Raw genomic sequence first — 18,742 nt, forward strand, 5'->3', positions numbered from 1 at the left:
TTGACCCATACGTGTAAGGACCATGAGCGATTCCACTGAGCCCGCCAGGCCGCTCCGGCCCGGCACTGCTACCGATCCAGGCGCCGCATCGGCGAAGTCCCCGGGCTTGGCCACACGGCGTTACACGGCGTTCGTGTGGCTGTTGGCCGCAGCGGTTCTGGTTGCCGACCAGTTGACCAAGGTATGGGCGGTGGCGGCGCTCAGCGGCGGTCGGCGCGTGCACCTGCTGGGCGACTGGCTGACCCTGGTGCTGGTGCGCAATCCCGGCGCCGCGTTCTCCTTCGCCACCGGGCAGACCTGGATCTTCGGCCTGATCGCCATTGCGGTGACGGTTGCGGTCGCCCGCATGTCGCGGCGGCTGGGATCGGCCTGGTGGGCGGCGGCGCTGGGTCTGGTACTGGGAGGCGCGGTGGGCAATCTCATCGACCGGCTGGTGCGTTCTCCCGGTGTCCTACGCGGACACGTAGTGGACTTCATCGACTACGGCGGCTGGTTCGTGGGCAATATCGCCGATATCGCTATCGTGGTGGCAGCCGTCGTGATCATGGTGCTGTCCCTGCGGGGCCTCGAGCTGGATGGCACTCGCGCCGGTGCCGGTCGGGGTCGGCATGCGGAGGCTGAGGCATGAGCCTGCGGCTGCTGCCGGTTCCGGACGGGCTGGCCGGGCAGCGAGTCGACGTGGCGCTTGCGCGTATGACAGGGCTGTCCCGCTCCAGGGTGGAAGCCCTGTGCGCCGCCGGCAGGATCCGGGTCGATGGCGCCCCGGCGGACAAGTCCCTGCGCCTGGATATGGGCGCCATGATCGAGGCTGACCTGCCCGATCCCCGCCCGGTGCGGCCCGCACCCACTCCGGTTGACGGCCTGGGAATCCTGTACGAGGACGATGACATCGTCGTCGTCGACAAGCCGGCCGGCGTGGCAGCGCATCCCTCCGTCGGCTGGGAGGGACCCGACGTGCTGGGTGCCCTGAGAGCCATGCATGTGCGTGTGGCCACCTCCGGAGCCGCCGAGCGCCAGGGCATTGTGTCCCGGCTGGATGTGGGTACCTCCGGTGTCATGATCGTAGCCAAGGGGGAGCAGGCCTATTCCGTGCTCAAGCGTGCCTTCAGGGAGCATGCGGTTGAAAAGGTCTACCACGCACTCGTGCAGGGGCACCTCGATCCCTCCTCGGGCACGATCGATGCACCCATCGGCCGCCACCCTGGGCGCGAGTGGAAAATGGCGATCATCGATGGCGGGCGGGAGTCCATTACCCATTACGACGTCATAGAGGCGATGCCCTACGCGAGCCTGGTAGAGGTCCACCTGGAGACTGGTCGTACCCACCAGATCCGGGTGCACATGGCCGCCGTCGGCCACCCCTGCGTGGGAGACACCACCTACGGGGCCGACCCGGCCCTGGCTTCCCAGACCGGCCTGAAGCGGCAGTGGCTCCATGCGACGCGGCTCACCCTCGCGCACCCAGTCACCGGTCGCATGCTGACCTTCCGCAGCGACTACCCGGATGACCTGGTCCACGCCCTGGAGGTCCTGCGCCTGCCATGAATTCGCCGAGGTCGGTAGAAGCGGTCGCCGGGAGGGGCGCTACGCTGTCCGTACTCGTGCAGCACCCCGGAGGTGAGTCTTGCCCCACGACCCGGTCCCGACCGGCCACCCGCCGCTGCAGATCGAGCCACTGCGCGCCGTCGTCGAACCGGTCTCCTTCGCTACGGTCCGCGGCGACGACGCCGACCCCGCCCTGGACACGGTGCGGTGCGGCTTGGCGGACGTGCGCCTGGAGGTGTTCGTCATTGAGCAGGATGTACCGCTCGCCCTGGAGATTGACGCCCGCGACTTCGATGCGACCACGATCCACCTGCTGGCTTCCGGCGCAGACGGTGCACCGCTGGCCTCCGCCAGACTGCTGATCGACTCCAGCCACCCCGGGCTGGCGCACCTGGGCCGCCTGGCTGTGCGGCGCACCGCACGCGGCACCGGCCTGGGTGCGCGGATGGTGGCCGCCGTCGAGCGAGCCGCCCTGGAGCATGCGGCCGTGGCGACTTCGCCGATGGCTTACGGCGCGTCGCACGCCGGTCCCGGGACGCCGCCCGACTCCGCGCCGGGGGCGGGGCGGGCCGCCGTCACCGTGGTGCTCTCCGCGCAGGAGCACGCCATGGGCTTCTACCGGCGCTGCGGCTACCGGGTGCTCACCGGCGCGCGCTACCTGGACGCCGGCATCTGGCATCAGGACATGGCCCGCACGCTCCTGCGCCCCTAAGATGAGCCGCATGGCAGAGGCGAGCGCGGTGCAGGCGGCAGGCGAGCAGGCGGACGGCAAGGAGCCCTACGACGACTTCGTCCACCTGCACGTGCACACGGACTACTCCATGCTCGATGGCGCGGGCAAGATCAAGAACTACGTGGCCGAGGCCAAGCGGCTGGGGCAGCGCGCCCTGGCCATCACCGACCACGGCTACATGTTCGGGGCCTATGAGTTCTACGCCGCGGCGAAGCAGGCCGGCATCAAGCCCATCATCGGGGTTGAGGCGTACATGACGCCGGGCACGTCCCGCTTCGACAAGACCCGTGTGTTCTGGGGCGACGAGTCCCAGCGCTCCGACGACGTCTCCGCCCGCGGCTCCTACACGCACATGACACTGCTGGCCCGCAATGACGAGGGACTGCACAATCTGATGCGCCTGGACTCCTACGCCTCACTGGAGGGGCAGTGGGGCAAGGCGCCGCGTATGGACCGTGAGCTGCTGTCGCGCTACGCGAGTGGGCTGATCGGCTCCACCGGGTGCCCATCCAGCGAGGTGCAGACCCGCCTGCGCCTGGGGCAGTGGGATGAGGCCCTGCGCGCTGCCGGCGAGCTGCAGGATATCTTCGGCAAGGACTACTTCTACGTCGAGCTGATGGACCACGGGCTGGACATCGAGCGCCGCGTCATCAAGGACCTGCTGCGCATCTCGGAGATTCTGGATGCCCCTTTGCTGGCCACCAACGATTCGCACTATGTGCGGCCGGAGGACCGTACTGTGCAGGACGCGATGCTGTGTATCAACTCCGGCTCAGTGCTCTCGGATCCCGACCGCTTCAAGTTCGACGGTGACACCTACTACTTGCGCCCGGGCCGGGAGATGCGTGCCCTGTTCAAGGAGATGCCCCAGGCCTGCGACAATACGCTGCTGGTGGCCGAGCAGTGCAACGTCAGCTTCCAGACTATCGACGAGGGTGCGTCCTTCATGCCGGTCTTCCCCGTTCCCGAGGGGGAGACCATGGAGTCCTGGTTCATAAGCGAGTGCTGGAAGGGCATGGACCGCCGTTTCCACGGCAACATCCCCGATGAGTGCCGCAAGCAGGCCGAGTACGAGATCGACGTGATCGTGCAGATGGGCTTCCCCGGCTACTTCCTGGTGGTGGCCGACTACATCAACTGGGCTAAGGACCACGGCATCCGGGTGGGGCCGGGCCGCGGCTCCGGCGCCGGCTCGATGGTCGCCTACGCCATGGGCATTACCGAGCTCAACCCGCTGAACCACGGTCTGATCTTCGAGCGCTTCCTGAACCCCGAGCGCATCTCCATGCCGGATATCGACGTCGACTTCGACGAGCGCCGGCGCGATGAGGTCATCGAGTACGTCAAGCAGAAGTATGGGGACGACCGGGTCAGCCAGGTGGTCACCTACGGTGTCATCAAGGCCAAACAGTCCCTGAAGGACTCCTCCCGCGTGATGGGCTACCCCTACGCCGTCGGGGACCGCCTTACCAAGGCGATGCCGCCCACCATCATGGGCAAGGACATCACTATCAAGGGGATCTTCAACCCCGAGGACCCCCGCTACGGCGAGGCGCAGCAGTTCCGAGACCTGCACGCCGAGGACCCGGACGCGCAGAAGATCGTCGAGCTGGCCAGCGGGCTTGAGGGCATGACGCGCCAGTGGGGCGTACACGCCTGCGCGGTGATCATGTCCAGCCACACGCTCACCGACATCATCCCCATGATGCAGCGCCTGCAGGACGGTGCCTACATCACGCAGTTCGACTACCCGACGTGTGAGCACTTGGGCCTGTTGAAGATGGACTTCCTGGGCCTGCGCAACCTGACGGTTATCTCCGACGCGCTCGACAATATCGTCGCCAACGGTAAGGAGCCGCTGGATATCGACCACATCGAGCTGGATGACAAGGCCACTTACGAACTGCTCTCCCGCGGCGAGACGCTAGGCGTCTTCCAGCTGGATGGCGGCGGCATGCGCACCCTGCTGCGGCTGATGAAGCCGGACAACTTCGAGGACATCTCCGCCGTCGGCGCGCTATATCGCCCCGGGCCGATGGGTGCGGAGTCCCACACCAACTACGCCCTGCGCAAGAACGGCTTGCAGGAAATCACCCCGATTCACCCCGAGCTCAAGGAAGCCCTGGAGCCGATTCTGGGCACCACCTATGGCCTGATCGTCTACCAGGAGCAGGTCATGAAGATCGCCACCGACCTGGCGGGCTTCTCCATGGGCAAGGCCGACGCGCTGCGCAAGGCCATGGGCAAGAAGAAGATGGACATCCTGGAGAAGATGTTTGTCGAGTTCGAGGCCGGCATGGTGGAGCGGGGCTTCTCCAAGGAGTCCGTAAAGGCCCTGTGGGACGTGGTGGTGCCCTTCGCCAAGTACGCCTTCAACAAAGCGCACTCCGCGGCCTACGGCGTGGTCTCCTACTGGACTGCCTTCCTCAAGGCGCACTACCCGACCGAGTACATGGCGGCGCTGCTGACCTCCCAGAAGGACAACAAGGACAAGCTGGGCGTGTACTTGGGCGAGTGCCGCCACATGGGCATCAAGGTGTTGCCGCCGGACGTCAACGCCTCCCGCTCCCAGTTCTCCGCGGTCGGGGACGATGTTCGCTTCGGCCTGGGGGCGATCCGCAACGTCGGCGCTAACGTGGTGGACGCCATTGTGCAGGCCCGGGAGGAGAAGGGCGATTTCACCAGCTTCGAGGACTTTCTCGACAAGGTGCCGGCGGTCGTGTGCAACAAGCGCACCATTGACTCGCTGATCAAGGCCGGCGCCTTTGACACGCTCGGTAAGTCCCGGCGCGCCCTGCAGGCCTGCCATGAGGACTTCGTTGACGAGATCATCGGTGTCAAACGCAACGAGGCGGCTGGGCAGTTCGACTTGTTCGCCTCCGTCATGGGGGACGGTGGCGGCACCGCCGACGCCGGATTCGGCTCCGGCCCGGTGTTCTCCTCGGAGGTGCCGGACCTGCCCGAGTGGGACAAGAAGGACAAGCTCGCCTACGAGCGCGACATGCTCGGCCTGTACGTCTCCGATCACCCGCTGCTCGGGCTGGAAAGTGCCCTGGCCAAGCTGGCGGACACTGAGATCTCCGACCTGATTGAGGACGACGACCGGCCCGACGGCGCCATGGTCACCATTGCCGGCCTGATCACCTCGTTGACCCGCAAGACCACTAAGCAGGGCAACCTGTGGGCGATCGCCCAGATCGAGGACCTCGGTGGCAGCATCGAAGCCCTCTTCTTCCCCTCCACCTACCAGACTGTCTCCACGATGCTGGCGCCGGACACGGTGGTGACGCTACGCGGCCGCCTGAACCGCCGCGACGGTCAGGTCGCCCTGTACGTGCAGGAGATGACGGTGCCGGACGTGTCCAGCGCAACGCATGAGGCGGTTACGATCACGCTCCCGACCAACCGCTGCACCGGTCCGCTGGTCGAGCAGTTCAAGACGGTGCTGGAGAAGCATCCGGGCATGTCCACCGTACGGCTGACGCTGACGAGTCCTGGGCGTGAGGTACGCACGCAGCTGGACAACTCCCTGCGCGTGGAGGCCTCGGCAGCGTTCTACTCCGACATCAAGGCGCTGCTCGGACCCGGCTGCCTCAAGCGCTGACGCCCGTCCTGCTGAGAGGTTCCGCTGCCGCGGACCGTGGGTACGACGGCGGCCTGCTGCGACCCTTTGTGCTCTATTGCGAGCCTTTGCACCCTGGTGTACGACTAATTGCCGCACACCAGGGTGCAAAAGTTCGTACCATGCGGATTTTGCGTGTGTCAGTGGTACGTGGCTCCGTGAGCGCGACGGTTTTAAAGCCACAGGTCCCTCCGGCGTCGTGTCAGGCGTGCTACGGATGGTGGAAACAAGTCCACTAGACGGCGCCCGAGGGACTCTCGATCGTGCAGGTCGCGCCACTCGACGCGGTGAACCTGCCAGCGACCAGCATTGCGCAGCCGCATCTCCCGGTGCTTCTCATTGCGGACGTCCTCGGCGCTGCGATACTTGCCGTAGCCGTCGAATTCGAGCGCAATGCGATACTCGGGCCAGGCCAGGTCCAGAAAGTACTCGGTCATTTCGACGTCGTCGGCCCAACGCTCCTGCACCCGTGGTTCCGGCAGACCAATGGCATGTGCCACCCCACGCAGCACGCTCTCGCCGGGAGACTCGGTCCTGGGGTCGGCGATGGCGACGACGGCCCGCGCCCGTTGCTTCCCTGCCCGCGCCCCCTGTGCCTCGACCATTTCGCGCAGCAGTTCCACGCCCTGGGCGGCGAGCAACTCTCCCTGGCAGCGACCCGTGAATCGGTCGGGTCTGCAAACGGCGCGCAGAGCCGAGTCGACCACGACAATCGCATCCAGCGCCGGCAAGTCGAAGGCGCAATCCAGAGCGGTCCGAAGCGGCGTCGTCACTCGCATGCCACTGACGACCTGCACCTCGCGTGGGGTAGGGGAGGTGGTGGATCGTATGGCGGACACACGTCGGCCCGGGTACTCGCCGGTGGGCTGCACATACGTTTGCGAGGGCAGGAGCTTGCGCGTGCGCGAATGGTTGCGTGGTACGGCGACCCGGATATCGGGCTCGGCGGTGGGAACGGCGATGCCTTGAACGACTGCAGCCGCCTCGTGCGTGAGACTGATGGCGGAGGGGTGAGCGTGCAGCACTGCTTGGCATCGTGCCAGAGTCACGTATTGCCGTTGCGACCACAGCGGTGCGGCCGAGTCCGGCGGCCGCGCGTAGGCACCGCGATCGATCGGGATCAAGTCGCTGCTGGCGTGCAAAGTGCGTCGGGTGCGCTCTGAGGTGAAGGTCATCGGGGGCATGGGCGGGGGCGCGGGGTAGGGCTGCATGAGACATAGCCTGGGACGGATTCCGGGGCCGCGGCGCCTGGGGTGTTAATGAGATGCGCGGGCGGGTGTTGCCAGGCTGATCTGTGGATGTCGGCGACGTCGGTCAGCCATCTGGCAGGAGTGGCCCGTCGCCCTGTTGCGAGCCTTGGCACCCTGGTGTGCGGCAAATTCCCGCACACCAGGGTGCAAAGGCTCGAACCAGATGGAGAAGGCGTGTGGGCGGTGTGGCTTGCCGACTCTGACGGCGGTGGCCCCGGGACTCAGGAGGCGGACACCACGGCGCCCGCCGCACCCGTCGGCAGGTTCACGACGACGACGTCGCCGTCGGCCAGGCGGTGACCGCGCCGGGTCTCAACCGCGCCATTCACCGTGACGTCGCCGGACTGGACGGCTATACGCGCCTGCGAGCCGTCCTCGACGAGGCCGGCTAGCTTGAGGAACTGGCCGAGCTTGATCTCGCCGCGAATCTCGACGGTCGGAAGGGGCGCCTGGAAGGAAGCGGTACTCATACCCCTATCCTTGCAGCCGCGCAGGCGGCTACGGATCCGGGCGCAAACGACGGCACTCGGCCTGGTTGCGGCGGCAGTGCACCGGTTCACGCGGTGGGTTCGCGCAGCTGCCTAGTGATTTGCGAGTATGTACGCATGAAAGCGGCGGCGGGGCGGTCCTTGGGCCCAGGTCAACCGGGCTCCGCACCCGTCCCGGAGCTCGCCCTGACAGTGGGGGAACGCTACCCGGTGGGGGAGCGAATGCATACGCTTACACCCCGGCTGGCCAATGCGGTCGCGCGCTCACGTGAGGTGCTTGTTGACGCTGCGGCACACCGCGAGGTCGTGACCTACGGCGAACTCAGTGCGTTGATCGGAGGCGCGGTACTGCCCCGGCATATGGGGCCACTGCTGCACATGCTCGGTCATGACTGCGCTGCGCGTGGAGAGCCACAGCTTCCGGCGCTGGTTGTCAACCGCAGCACGGGAGAGGTGGGCACCCCCGACGACGCCTGGGCGGCGCCCGAGCGTGCCGCCTGCTGGGAGCACTGGGCGCGGGACTAACGCCGACCGCGACGGCCCCGGCTGGTTCCCGGACCGGTGCGTGGAGGGCGCCGGCACGGTGGAAGTCCGTGCGAGCCTCAGAAGACCTCGGCGGCAGCGCGCTGTAGCGGTAGGGCGGCGATGAAGCGCTCCAGGTAGCGTGCGTACTCCGCAACCTCCTCGGCACTGGGGGTGACGGTATGAACCTCCAGACCCCCGAAGATGCGGTGGTCCAGGTATTCCTCCAGGGTCATCCCCGCGCCGCCGAGCAGGAATCCGGCCAGCAGTGCCATCCCCCAGGCCCCGCCCTCGGCGGCAGCCTGCCCCACGGACACCGGAGTGTTGAAGGCTGCGGCGAGTACCCGCTGGGGAATTTCCGGAGTCTTGAATATGCCGCCGTGGGCGAACATCGAGTCGATCGGAACGTCCTCGCTCTGCTTGAGGATCTGCAGTCCGTAGGCCATGGAGGCGAAGGCGGCGAACAGGTGCGAGCGCATCAGGCCGGCCAGGGTCAGTGACGTCCCGGGCCGTCGCACCGTCAGCGGGCGGCCCTCCGGCAGGGAGACGATGGCGTCTCCGGACAGGAAGTTGTAGGACAGGACCCCGGCGTCATCCATATTCCCGGCGGCTGCGGCGCCCAGCAGGACGTCGAACAGCCGCCCGCGTTGGACGGGATGGCCGATGGCATCGGCGAACTGGGAGAATACCTCTACCCAGGCGTTCAGGTCCGAGGTGCAGTTGTTGGAGTGCGCCATGGCCACCGGCGCCCCGGCCGGGGTGGCCACCAGATCGATCTGCTCTACCAGGCTGCGCAGCGGCCGCTCCAGAACGATCATGGCGAATGCGCTGGTGCCCGCCGATACGTTGCCCGTGCGGGGGCGTACGGAGTTGGTTGCCACCATGCCGGTGCCGGCGTCCCCCTCCGGGGGGCACAGCGGTATGCCGTGGCGGAGCGTTCCGGTGGGATCCAGCAGGCGTGCGCCTTGGGGGGTGAGGCGTCCGGCCTGCTGCCCGGCGGCCGCGACCTCGGGGAGGATGTCTGCCAGTTGCCAGGGCATCTTCACCAGATGATCGAAGTCCGCCAGCATGCCGACGTCGAAGCCTCGTCCGTCCGGCCCGATGGGGAACATCCCGGAGGCCTCGCCCACACCTAGCACGTGCCTTCCAGTCAGGCGGTAGTGGACGTAGCCGGCCAGGGTGGTCAGGTGGGCGATGCGTCCGACGTGCTCCTCGCCGTGGGTGATGGCGTGGTGCAGGTGCGAGATCGACCAGCGCTGGGGGATGTTGAGCCCGAATAGCTGCGAAAGCGTGCGGGAGGAGTCCTGGGTGAAGGTGTTGCGCCAGGTTCGGAAGGGAACCAGCGGCTCGCCGCCCGCATCGAGGGGAAGGTAGCCGTGCATCATCCCGGAGACGCCGATCGCGCCCACCTCGGTGAGCGGAGCGCCGTGGCGCTCCTGGTAGCACCGCGCCAGCTCGCCATAGGCGCTTTGCAGGCCGGTGATGACTGCATCGATCGCGTAGGTCCATATGCCGTCAACCAGCTCGTTGTCCCAGGTGTGTCCGCCGTCGGCCAGTACGGAGCCGGAGGCGTCTACCAGCACGGCCTTGATCCGCGTGGAGCCGAGCTCAATGCCAAGGGCGGTGCTGGTCGGGTCGAGACTGGTGGCAGTGGTGTCTGGGGTCATGTGTTGCTCCGTTGCTCATTCACTTCAGGCGGTTACCGCCTGCTCACCGCCGGGCGCATCCTCACGCCGGACGGTCGGCTGCAGAACTGATGATAGGCGCATTCACCCCTGAATGTGAACGTTCACTGTGGGTTGTGGGAACAGGTGGGTCGGGATGCGCAGGCGCGGCCCGTGAAGCGGGAGTCCAGTCGAGGCGCGACCACCGGTCCCGACGCCGCCCGGCGGCCCTTAAGACCTCCGGATTCGTGTCGTACCCCGGCGATACCGTGCCGCCATGACCAACTCCCGCTCGCCCGACTCCGCCGCCAGCGGTGCTGCCGCCGGCGGCAAGCACGAACCGCCCGGGCCGACGCCGGGGGTGCCCTGGCTGGTTGATGCCGGGCTGGTCCTGACCACTGCGCTGGTGACGCGAGCCGGCCCGCGCACCGCCTTTGTGCGAGTCTTCCCCCGCCAGGCGACTGCGGAGGTACGTAGTGTGGGCGAGGGGGCCGGATTCGTCCTGGAGCAGCCTTTGCCGCAGTCCGACTGGTTGGTCCTGACCGCAACCGGTGAGCGGACCGATGCCCTGGCCGATGCGCGTATAGGAGCGCTCGCTGATGCGCTCATCCGCTCCGGGCTGCGCGCCTTCGCCTACACAGGTGCGGGGCCGGATGGCAGCACGGGAACGCTGCCCGCAAGATGCTGCCGCGGACTGCGGCGGCTCGGGCATGAGCGACTAGAGGCTGAGGACGGCACCGTGTTCATGGAGGTGTCCCTGCACGATCCGCTGTTTGGCACTGATCTGGGCCCGCCTTCCGCGCAGACGGTGGTTTACGGGGCCGGTGAGGACCTGGCGCTGCTGCAGGAGGGCGCGGCGGAGCGGTTCGTCATAGAACCGGTACTTGAACTCGGGGGAGTCGCCGCGCTTCAGATCGAGCATGCGGAGGTGGCGGCGGGGCTGACCAGCCTGGAGGAGCTGGTGGCCGAACTCGATACCGCCCTTGGAGACTGTGGGCTGCAGGGGCCCATCCACATCGTCGACCGGCGGACGGAACCGCCAGGCGCCTGAGGCCTAAGCAGCTGCTCGCGCCTGTACCGGTGGCGGCCGTCCCGCGCATGTCCCCTGGTGATCGCCCCGCTCATGTGCCCCGTCCGTGCGATGCTTGTTCCGCACGGCCGCTGCCGTGCGGCCGTGCAGCGAAGGAGCCACAGTGAATCCCGTGAACGCAGCCCCCGAATCCAGCCCTGCTCCATCCGCAGCCGGCGACTACGCCGAGCCCGTGTTCACGCTGCACCCGCAACCGGATGGCCCCACCCTGGGAACCACCTCAGCCCCCATACTCGAGGCCGACGGCCACCTGTTCAAGGACCTGGCCCGCACCGGAGCGCTACTGCCCTACGAGGACTGGCGGCTTCCCGCCGCGGAGCGCGCCGCCGACCTCGCCTCCAGGATGAGCCTCGAGGCAATCGCGGGGCTGATGCTCTACTCGCCCCACCAGCCCGTTCCCAATCCGGGAGTCGGACCCTTCGCCGGCAGCTACGGCGGGCGCACCCGCCAGGAGGCGGGAGCGCCCGCCTGGGCGCTGACCGATCAGCAGCGCGCCATGCTCACCGCCGATCATATCCGTCACGTCCTGGCCTTCACCCTCCAGGACGCGGGCACGGCCGCCCGCTGGAACAACGCCCTGCAGGCCCTCGCGGAGTCCGAGCCGCTGGGCGTGCCGGTGAATACCTCCAGCGATCCCCGCAACGGTGCGGCCGATGCCTCCGGCGCCGAGTTCGCCACCTTGGCCGCCGACGTCTCCCGCTGGCCGGAGGGACTGGGTATGGCGGCACTGTTCGATCCCGAGCGAGTGCGCCAGTACGCCGCAATCATCTCCCGCGAGTACCGCGCCCTGGGTATCACCACCGCGCTGGGTCCGCAGATTGACATCGCCACCGACCCGCGTTGGATGCGCCTGCAGGACACCTGGGGTCCGCATTCGGGCCTGGTGGCCGATTACGCCCGGGCCTACTGCGACGGTATGCAGACCACACCGACGAGTGGGGACGGTGCCGCATTCGGCATGACGGGTACCCCGGCCGACGCCGAACTGCCGGCGGTAGCCGCGGCCGCCAGCGACCCCGGCTGGGGCAGCGCCTCGGTGTCCGCCATGGTCAAGCACTGGCCCGGCGGCGGTACTGGGGAGGGCGGCCGCGACGCCCACTACGGCTTCGGCAAGTTCGCGGTGTATCCCGGCGGCAATGAGGCGGAGCACCTGCGTGCCTTCGAGGCCGCCTTCCACCTGCACGGGCCCACGGGCTGCGCCGGCGCCGTCATGCCCTACTACACGATCGCCTGGCACTACCGCACCCCGGACGGGCGGGTGGTCAATACCGGCGGCGACTCAACACCGCGCGCCAACTCCTACCACCAGGCAATCGTCCACGACATGCTGCGCGAGCGATCCGGCTTCGACGGGGTGGTGTGCACCGACTGGGGCATCACCGCCGATCCCGATCCTGAGATCGATCACTTCGGCCAGCGCTGCTACGGCGTGGAGGACCTGGACGTGGCCGACCGCCACCTGCTGGCCCTTGACAACGGTGTGGACCAGTTCGGCGGCAACAGCGACTGCGCGCCGATCATCGAGGCGTACCGGCGCCTGGCCCTTCGCGACGGCGAGGCTGCGGCGCGTGCCCGTTTCGAGGCCTCGGCCGCCCGCCTGCTGCGAGTGCTCTTCCGGGCGGGCCTGTTCGAGAACCCGTACCTGGATCCCGCTGACTCCAGCGCGGTCGTCGGCTGCGAGGCCTTTGCCACCGCGGCGCGCGCCGCTCAGCGTGACAGCCTGGTCCTGCTCAAGAACCACCGTGCCGCCGGTACCGCCGTCCTGCCGCTCGGGGCCGATGTGCGGCGCGTGTGGGTTCCCATCCGACACGTGGACGCTCAACCCGGCTTCATGCGCGGTGGTGAACCCGCGCGCGACATCGATCCCCTTGACGCCGCAGCCTGCCCCTACGAGCGGGTTACGGACCCCCAGGACGCCGACGCCGCCGTCGTCTTCATCGAGTCACCCCTGTCCAATCCCTATTCGACGGCCGACCGCGAGGCCGGCGGCAATGGTTACTTGCCGCTGACGCTCCAGTACCGCCCCTACACCGCTGCCACGGCCCGTGCCCGCTCCCTGGCGGCGGGTGACTTCCGGGAGACCGGGGACCGGGCCTATCGCGGCAAGACCAACCGGGCCGCCAATGAAACCGACCTCGATGCGGTCCTTGCCGCCCGGGAGCTGATGGGGGACCGGCCCGTGATCGTGGTGGTGCGTATGCACAACCCGGCCGTGCTGGCCGAGCTGGAGCCCCACGCAGACGCGATTGTCGTCGACTTCGGCGTACAGCAGTCGGTGGTCTGGGAGCTGCTTGCCGGGGAGTACGAGCCCAGCGGCCTGCTGCCGATCACGTTGCCGGCGTCGATGGATGCGGTGGAGGCGCATTGCGAGGACCTGCCCTTCGACTACGCGGCCTACACCGACTCAGCCGGTAACGCTTACCGCTTCGGCTACGGCCTGAACTGGGCCGGGGCCATTAATGACGCGCGCACTCGTCGCTACCGGAGCCGGTAGGCTCCCACCATGCTGCTCAACCGCATCGACCTGCGCGACCCGAACCTGCCGGCACGGGAACTGGCTGCGGCTCTGCCGCGCGCGGAACAGGATGTCACCGCCGCCCTTGAGTCCGTGGCCCCCACCATTGCGGACGTGCGGGAACGCGGCGCCGCCGCCCTGCGGGACGCTGCCGCGCGCTTCGACGGCGTGCGCCCGGTCCATCTGCGGGTGCCGGCGGCGGCCCTGCAAGAGGCGCTGGAGGGCCTGGACCCGCAGGTGCGCGAGGCGCTGGAGCTGGCCATCGCCCACAACCGCGCCGGGCACGCCGCCCAGCTGCCCACCGAGCGCGACACCGAGATCATCCCCGACGGTCACGTCATCCAGCGCTGGATTCCGGTGCGTCGGGTGGGTCTGTACGCTCCCGGTGGCCTGGCCGTCTACCCCAGCTCCGTGGTGATGAACGTGGTTGCTGCACAGGTGGCCGGTGTGGAGCAGATCGCCCTGGCCTCCCCGCCGCAGGCGGAGTTCGGCGGCCTGCCGCACCCCACGGTACTAGCCGCTTGCGCCCTGCTGGGGGTCACGGAGGTATACGCGGTCGGCGGCGCCCAGGCCGTCGCCATGTTCGCCTATGGAGCCGAGGCCGCAGACGACGTCGACCGGGCCGACTCCCTGGCGGGTGGGGAGGACGGGCGCACCCTGTGCGCGCCGGTCGATGTGGTGGCCGGGCCCGGAAACGTGTACGTGGCTGCCGCCAAGCGCGCCGTGCGCGGCGTGGTCGGCATCGATGCCGAGGCCGGCCCCACCGAGATCGCCATCATCGCCGACGCGGGGGCCAACCCCGAGTACGTCGCCGCCGACCTGCTCTCCCAGGCGGAGCACGACCCCAACGCCGGCTCCGTGCTGATCACCGACTCCGCGCCCCTGGCCGATGCCGTGGATACCGCGCTGGCTCGCCGCCTGGACGCCACCCGACACCGCGGGCGCGCCCAAACCGCCCTGACCGGAAAGCAGTCCGGCATCGTGCTGGTGCGTGACCTCGACCAGGCCGTGCAGGTCGCCGACGCCTACGCAGCTGAGCACCTGGAGATTCACGCGGCCGCAGCCGCCGCTCTGGCCCGCCGCATCCACAATGCCGGTGCCATCTTCGTCGGGCCCTACTCGCCGGTCCCGCTGGGCGACTACCTGGCCGGCTCCAACCACGTCCTGCCCACCGGCGGTACTGCGCGCTTCGCCGCCGGGCTGAGCGTTATGGCCTACCTCAAGCCCGTGCAGGTCATTGAGTACGGTGCCGACGCCCTGGCGGCCATGACCGCGCCGCTGTCCGCACTGGCCGAGTCCGAGGACCTGCCCGCTCACGGTGAGGCGGTCCGCGCTAGGCGCCGATGAATTAAAAAGCGCGGATTTGACGTGCGAATTTCTATGTCAATACGTGGATTAGTGTGGCTCATGCAATGCCATGGTGAGCGGCGGATCGAGTTGTGCCGGTCGCGCTGATATGAGGTATTTCGCGAAGGTAAATCCGATCTACCTGTGCTATCGTCTGGGTCAAGGGCCGGCGCGTCCTCTACGGGGTCGGCGCCGTCCCCTCCCTGACCCTTCTGTTCCTGACGAGTTGACATGCAATACTCACTATCCGTGGCCGTTCTCGACCAATCGGATTCCGGCGTAGTCGCTGGCTGGTTAGAGACTGTAGCCCGTGTCTTGCTTGATTCGGCGGGCTTCGGATTTCTTCTGATCGCCCTGCTCTTCCTGGCGCTGAATACCTATGGGGGCGTGCGGGTCCGCTGCGGCGGCCGGCGCCCTGCGGTCGGGGGCGGTGCCTCGGGCCCGGAGGCGCTGCTGTCTGCCGAGCGGGCTCCCTCTGGAAGCGGCGGTGTAGGCGTATGACCCGGATTTATATGCCCGTGTACGCCGGGGACCTGCTGCGTAACCTGGACTTGGTTGGCTCTCTTAGCGCCCTTGCGATGGTGGTAGTGGCATTGAGCTATCTACTATTTCTCACGGGCGCTGCACGTAGCGCGGCCCGAGGTGGCGCCCGCGTGGACGCCTCCTCCCGCTCGGCAAAGGACGCCGACGTGCGGGCGCTGCAAATCGTGGTCCTGATGCCCTGCCTCAACGAGGAGTCCGTAATCGGTCCCTCAGTGAGTCGGCTCCTGACCGATCCCAGTCCCGAGTTGTCGGTCCTGGTCATCGACGACGGCTCCGACGACGCCACGAGTGAGATTGTCCGTGCGCTCGATGATCCACGTGTCGCCCTACTGCGCCGCGATCCCCCTGACGCCCGGCAGGGTAAGGGTGAAGCCCTGAACCAGGCTGTGACCGTAGTGCGAGAGCGATACCGGGAGCTGGACCCCGAGCAGGTCATCGTCGGCGTGGTAGACGCCGACGGTCACCTGGATCCCTCGGCCTGGCAGATCCTGCGCGACGCCTTCGCGACGAGGGACATCGGGGCGGTCCAGCTCGGAGTACGCATCTCCAATCGCAGTGCCTCCCTGCTGGCCCGTATGCAGGACATCGAGTTCGTGACCTTCACCGCGATATATCAGCAGGGGCGTCGCCGCCTCGGCAGTGTGGGCATGGGCGGTAACGCCCAATTCGTGCGGCTCTCCGCGCTCGACGCGCTGGGTACCAAGCCCTGGACGCGCTCCCTGACCGAGGACTTCGACCTGGGCATCCGGCTCAACGGCACCCGGTGGGTCAACGAGTACCGGGGCGAGGCCGCGGTACATCAGGAGGGTGTGACCTCCCTGCGGCGGCTTGTGCGCCAGCGCACGCGTTGGTTCCAGGGCAATCTGCAGGCGCGCGCACTGCTGGGGTTTGTAGCCCGCGAGCTGCGCGGACGTGCGCGCGCGGATACGCTCTGGCAGGTTCTGAGCCCGTACCTCCTGCTTGCTGGATCCCTGCTGCCGGCGTCCTTCCTGCTGATGCTGCTGCTCTTCGGCATGAACCTCGCCTGGGGCGTGCCGCAGTCGTGGGCGTGGGCGCCGAGTGCCTATCTGCTCGCCTTCGGGCCGTCATATCTGTACGCCCTCGTGTACTGGCGCCGAGTCCGGCAGGAGGGGACGGGGCCCTTGCGGTGCATAGCCTGGTGCCACGTGTTTGTGGTTTACGGTCTGCTGTCCGGTATCTACGGGTGGCGTGCGCTCGCACGCGAGCTCGTCGGCCGCTCGGGCTGGGCCAAGACCGCCCGCGAGGCGGCCCGCGCTCCAGGTGCCCTCGTCGGCCAGGCCGCTGCGGAGGCAGGGGCATGACCGGGGCAGTCGGCCCTAGGCGGCTAGGGCGCGCGGCAAGGCTTGTGGCCGTGCTGGTGGTAGTCGCGGTGGCCGCGACGCTGACCGCGGTCTGCTTCGCGAAGGAGGACAACCTGAACTGCTCCAGCTGGCGCCTGGTCTTTGACGGGTACGGTACCGCCGCCTGCGAGGGCCAGACGGTGCGGCTCAGCCCGGCTCCTGCCACCCGCCCCGATGAGACGCATGCCGGCCTGGCCACCTCAAGCGCCGTCTCGGTGGCGCAGGGGCGCGTGACGGGCCTGGAGGCGACACTGCGCACGCGCGCCCAGCTGCGCCGGGGAAGCTCGCCCAATCCGTGGGAGGTCGCCTGGCTGCTGTGGAGCTATCAGGACAATGACCACTTCTACGCGGTGGTGCTCAAGCCCAACGGGTGGGAGGTGTCCAAGCAGAATCCGGACTACCCCGGTAAGCAGCAGTTCCTGGCCTCTGGCAGCACGCCTAAATTCGCGGTGGGTGAGGCGCATAGACTGAAAATCAGAATTGACACCACTTCGGCCGGAGTAATGACTGCTGTGATTACTGTCGACGGCCGGGACCTGGTGACCGTAACAGACACCGATTCCCCCTATCTGCGCGGTTCGGTAGCTGCCTACACCGAAGACGCGACGGTCGATGTCACCGTAAGCCCGGCAACCCCCTGAAGCACCCGTACCGCTTACTTACGGGCAAGTCCCTGAATCACCTAAGGAGTGTAATGAACGCAGCCGCATCCACCGCTTCCGTCACCGGCGCGAGGCCACGGGTAATGCTCGTATACGGCACGCGGCCGGAGGCCATCAAGATGGCCCCGCTCGTGCGTGCCCTGCAGCACGACGAGCGCTTCGAGCCGATCGTGGTAGTTACCGGTCAGCACCGAGAAATGCTCGATCAGGTCAATGACTTCTTCGGCATCACGCCGGACACGGACCTGAATATCCACCGCCAGGGCCAGACCCTCACCCAGGTGACCGTCGGCACGCTCGAAGGGGTAGAGCGCGCCATTGAGGAGTACCAGCCGCATCTGCTCGCCGCGCAGGGTGACACCACCTCCGCCTTCGCGGCCGGGCTGGTCGGCTTCTACCACCACGTGCCGGTGGCCCACGTAGAGGCGGGCCTGCGCACAGGATCCATTGCCTCGCCGTTCCCTGAGGAGGCCAACCGGCGTCTGCTCTCGCAGATAGCCACGCTGCACCTGTGCCCCACGACCGTCGCCCGCGACAACCTTTTGCGGGAGAACGCCGACCCTGCCGCGGTGGTAGTCACCGGTAATACGGTCATCGACGCCCTCTTGCAGGCCGTGGAACAGCCGACGCCCTTCACCGACCCCGCGCTCTCACAAGCTACCGCCGATCCCGGACGACGCATAGTACTGGTGACTGCGCACCGCCGTGAGTCCTGGGGGCAGCCCATGCACAGCATCGGGCGGGCCGTCGCCCGTATCGCCCGCAGCCATCCTGCCGACGTGATCGTCCTGCCGGCCCACCGCAACCCGAAGGTGCGCGCGGCCCTGCTGCCCCACATCGAGGGCCTGGACAACGTAGTCGTCACCGAGCCGCTGCCGTACGGGCAGTTCTGCACGCTCATGAACCGGGCCCACCTGGTGCTTACGGACTCCGGCGGTGTGCAGGAGGAGGCGCCGGCGCTGTCCAAGCCGGTGCTCGTGATGCGCGAGAACACCGAGCGCCCTGAGGCCATCAGCTTCGGTGTCGCCAAGCTGGTAGGCACCGACGAGCAGGCCATCGTCGACTCCGTGGGACGCCTGCTGGACGACGCCGGCGCCTATGCCGGGATGGCCAGCGCCGCCAACCCCTATGGCGACGGACACGCCTGCGCCCGCACAGTTGCCGCCATGGCGGCGCTGACCGGTGTAGGTGAGCGCATCCCCGAGTTCAACCCCATCCGCCCCGCTGACAACACGCAGGAGGACTGAATGATTCGTCCGTCTCAGAAACGACGCCGCGGTGCCCTCCTGGGCATCGTGCTGGCGGGCGTCGTGGCCGCGCTGCCGGCTGCCGCCGCCCCGTCCGCTCCCGCCGCCGCAGCCGAGCCGCCGGCCGCCGTCCCGGCCGAGGCCCCGGCGCTC

14 protein-coding genes are annotated in these 18,742 nt (G+C 68.0%); 11 read left to right on the forward strand and 3 right to left on the reverse strand.

Annotated features, from left to right (window positions below):
* The first annotated feature begins 22 nt into the window (after positions 1 to 22).
* The 4 genes from lspA (at position 23) to dnaE (ending at position 5,882) form a co-directional block, all read left to right on the forward strand.
* Positions 23 to 628: a signal peptidase II gene (gene lspA / locus GZ998_RS09555; protein ID WP_161924353.1), complete on the forward strand. Its 606-nt coding sequence runs from the start codon at positions 23 to 25 to the stop codon at positions 626 to 628.
* Positions 625 to 1,545 carry an RluA family pseudouridine synthase gene (locus GZ998_RS09560; RefSeq protein WP_219109701.1) on the forward strand — a complete coding sequence of 307 codons (921 nt, stop codon included), beginning with the start codon at positions 625 to 627 and terminating at the stop codon, positions 1,543 to 1,545. Before lspA ends, GZ998_RS09560 begins: the two co-directional genes overlap by 4 nt.
* 79 nt (positions 1,546 to 1,624) lie before the next feature.
* Positions 1,625 to 2,257, forward strand: coding sequence for a GNAT family N-acetyltransferase (locus GZ998_RS09565; RefSeq protein ID WP_219109702.1), 633 nt, complete (start codon positions 1,625 to 1,627; stop codon positions 2,255 to 2,257).
* Between the two features lie 10 nt (positions 2,258 to 2,267).
* Positions 2,268 to 5,882, forward strand: coding sequence for a DNA polymerase III subunit alpha (gene dnaE / locus GZ998_RS09570; protein WP_219109703.1), 3,615 nt, complete (start codon positions 2,268 to 2,270; stop codon positions 5,880 to 5,882).
* 191 nt (positions 5,883 to 6,073) lie between these two features.
* On the opposite strand, the gene GZ998_RS09575 is transcribed toward dnaE, so the two are convergent.
* Entirely contained in the window at positions 6,074 to 6,925 is an 852-nt protein-coding gene (locus GZ998_RS09575; RefSeq protein WP_219109704.1) for a hypothetical protein, read from the reverse strand.
* A 446-nt stretch (positions 6,926 to 7,371) separates the two neighbouring features.
* On the reverse strand, positions 7,372 to 7,620 hold the full coding sequence (locus GZ998_RS09580) for an RNA-binding S4 domain-containing protein (RefSeq protein ID WP_161924349.1): 249 nt from the start codon (positions 7,618 to 7,620) through the stop codon (positions 7,372 to 7,374).
* A gap of 240 nt (positions 7,621 to 7,860) precedes the next feature.
* Between GZ998_RS09580 and GZ998_RS09585 the strand changes: the two genes are divergently transcribed.
* Positions 7,861 to 8,163, forward strand: coding sequence for a hypothetical protein (locus GZ998_RS09585; RefSeq protein WP_161925368.1), 303 nt, complete (start codon positions 7,861 to 7,863; stop codon positions 8,161 to 8,163).
* Between the two features lie 77 nt (positions 8,164 to 8,240).
* On the opposite strand, the gene GZ998_RS09590 is transcribed toward GZ998_RS09585, so the two are convergent.
* The gene (locus GZ998_RS09590; RefSeq protein ID WP_162678597.1) at positions 8,241 to 9,827 is read right to left on the reverse strand and encodes a xylulokinase; all 1,587 of its coding nucleotides are present in this window, start codon (positions 9,825 to 9,827) and stop codon (positions 8,241 to 8,243) included.
* Between the two features lie 274 nt (positions 9,828 to 10,101).
* Between GZ998_RS09590 and GZ998_RS09595 the strand changes: the two genes are divergently transcribed.
* The 6 genes from GZ998_RS09595 (at position 10,102) to wecB (ending at position 18,589) form a co-directional block, all read left to right on the forward strand.
* Entirely contained in the window at positions 10,102 to 10,875 is a 774-nt protein-coding gene (locus GZ998_RS09595) for a hypothetical protein (RefSeq protein WP_161924348.1), read from the forward strand.
* A gap of 142 nt (positions 10,876 to 11,017) precedes the next feature.
* The gene (locus tag GZ998_RS09600) at positions 11,018 to 13,408 is read left to right on the forward strand and encodes a glycoside hydrolase family 3 N-terminal domain-containing protein (protein WP_308807206.1); all 2,391 of its coding nucleotides are present in this window, start codon (positions 11,018 to 11,020) and stop codon (positions 13,406 to 13,408) included.
* A 12-nt stretch (positions 13,409 to 13,420) separates the two neighbouring features.
* Positions 13,421 to 14,776, forward strand: coding sequence for a histidinol dehydrogenase (gene hisD, locus GZ998_RS09605; protein ID WP_162678611.1), 1,356 nt, complete (start codon positions 13,421 to 13,423; stop codon positions 14,774 to 14,776).
* A 497-nt stretch (positions 14,777 to 15,273) separates the two neighbouring features.
* Complete coding sequence (locus tag GZ998_RS09610) at positions 15,274 to 16,641, forward strand: glycosyltransferase family 2 protein (protein ID WP_238994172.1); 1,368 nt, start codon at positions 15,274 to 15,276, stop codon at positions 16,639 to 16,641.
* Positions 16,638 to 17,321: a hypothetical protein gene (locus GZ998_RS09615; RefSeq protein WP_161924347.1), complete on the forward strand. Its 684-nt coding sequence runs from the start codon at positions 16,638 to 16,640 to the stop codon at positions 17,319 to 17,321. The genes GZ998_RS09610 and GZ998_RS09615 overlap by 4 nt, the downstream gene beginning before the upstream one ends.
* A gap of 53 nt (positions 17,322 to 17,374) precedes the next feature.
* Positions 17,375 to 18,589 (forward strand): non-hydrolyzing UDP-N-acetylglucosamine 2-epimerase, encoded by a 1,215-nt coding sequence (wecB, locus tag GZ998_RS09620; RefSeq protein ID WP_237564084.1) that lies wholly within the window; start codon positions 17,375 to 17,377, stop codon positions 18,587 to 18,589.
* Positions 18,590 to 18,742 lie beyond the last annotated feature (153 nt).

The organism is Actinomyces sp. 594 (assembly GCF_019325145.1).
Classification (GTDB): domain Bacteria; phylum Actinomycetota; class Actinomycetes; order Actinomycetales; family Actinomycetaceae; genus Actinomyces.

Bases quoted from the DNA above. Each gene is read 5' to 3' on its own strand.
- GZ998_RS09595 (WP_161924348.1), top strand. From the start codon at position 10,102: ATGACCAACTCCCGCTCGCCCGACTCCGCCGCCAGCGGTGCTGCCGCC.
- wecB (WP_237564084.1), top strand. From the start codon at position 17,375: ATGAACGCAGCCGCATCCACCGCTTCCGTCACCGGCGCGAGGCCACGG.
- GZ998_RS09585 (WP_161925368.1), top strand. From the start codon at position 7,861: ATGCATACGCTTACACCCCGGCTGGCCAATGCGGTCGCGCGCTCACGT.
- dnaE (WP_219109703.1), top strand. From the start codon at position 2,268: ATGGCAGAGGCGAGCGCGGTGCAGGCGGCAGGCGAGCAGGCGGACGGC.
- GZ998_RS09610 (WP_238994172.1), top strand. From the start codon at position 15,274: ATGACCCGGATTTATATGCCCGTGTACGCCGGGGACCTGCTGCGTAAC.
- GZ998_RS09615 (WP_161924347.1), top strand. From the start codon at position 16,638: ATGACCGGGGCAGTCGGCCCTAGGCGGCTAGGGCGCGCGGCAAGGCTT.
- GZ998_RS09580 (WP_161924349.1), bottom strand. From the start codon at position 7,620: ATGAGTACCGCTTCCTTCCAGGCGCCCCTTCCGACCGTCGAGATTCGC.
- GZ998_RS09590 (WP_162678597.1), bottom strand. From the start codon at position 9,827: ATGACCCCAGACACCACTGCCACCAGTCTCGACCCGACCAGCACCGCC.
- lspA (WP_161924353.1), top strand. From the start codon at position 23: ATGAGCGATTCCACTGAGCCCGCCAGGCCGCTCCGGCCCGGCACTGCT.
- GZ998_RS09560 (WP_219109701.1), top strand. From the start codon at position 625: ATGAGCCTGCGGCTGCTGCCGGTTCCGGACGGGCTGGCCGGGCAGCGA.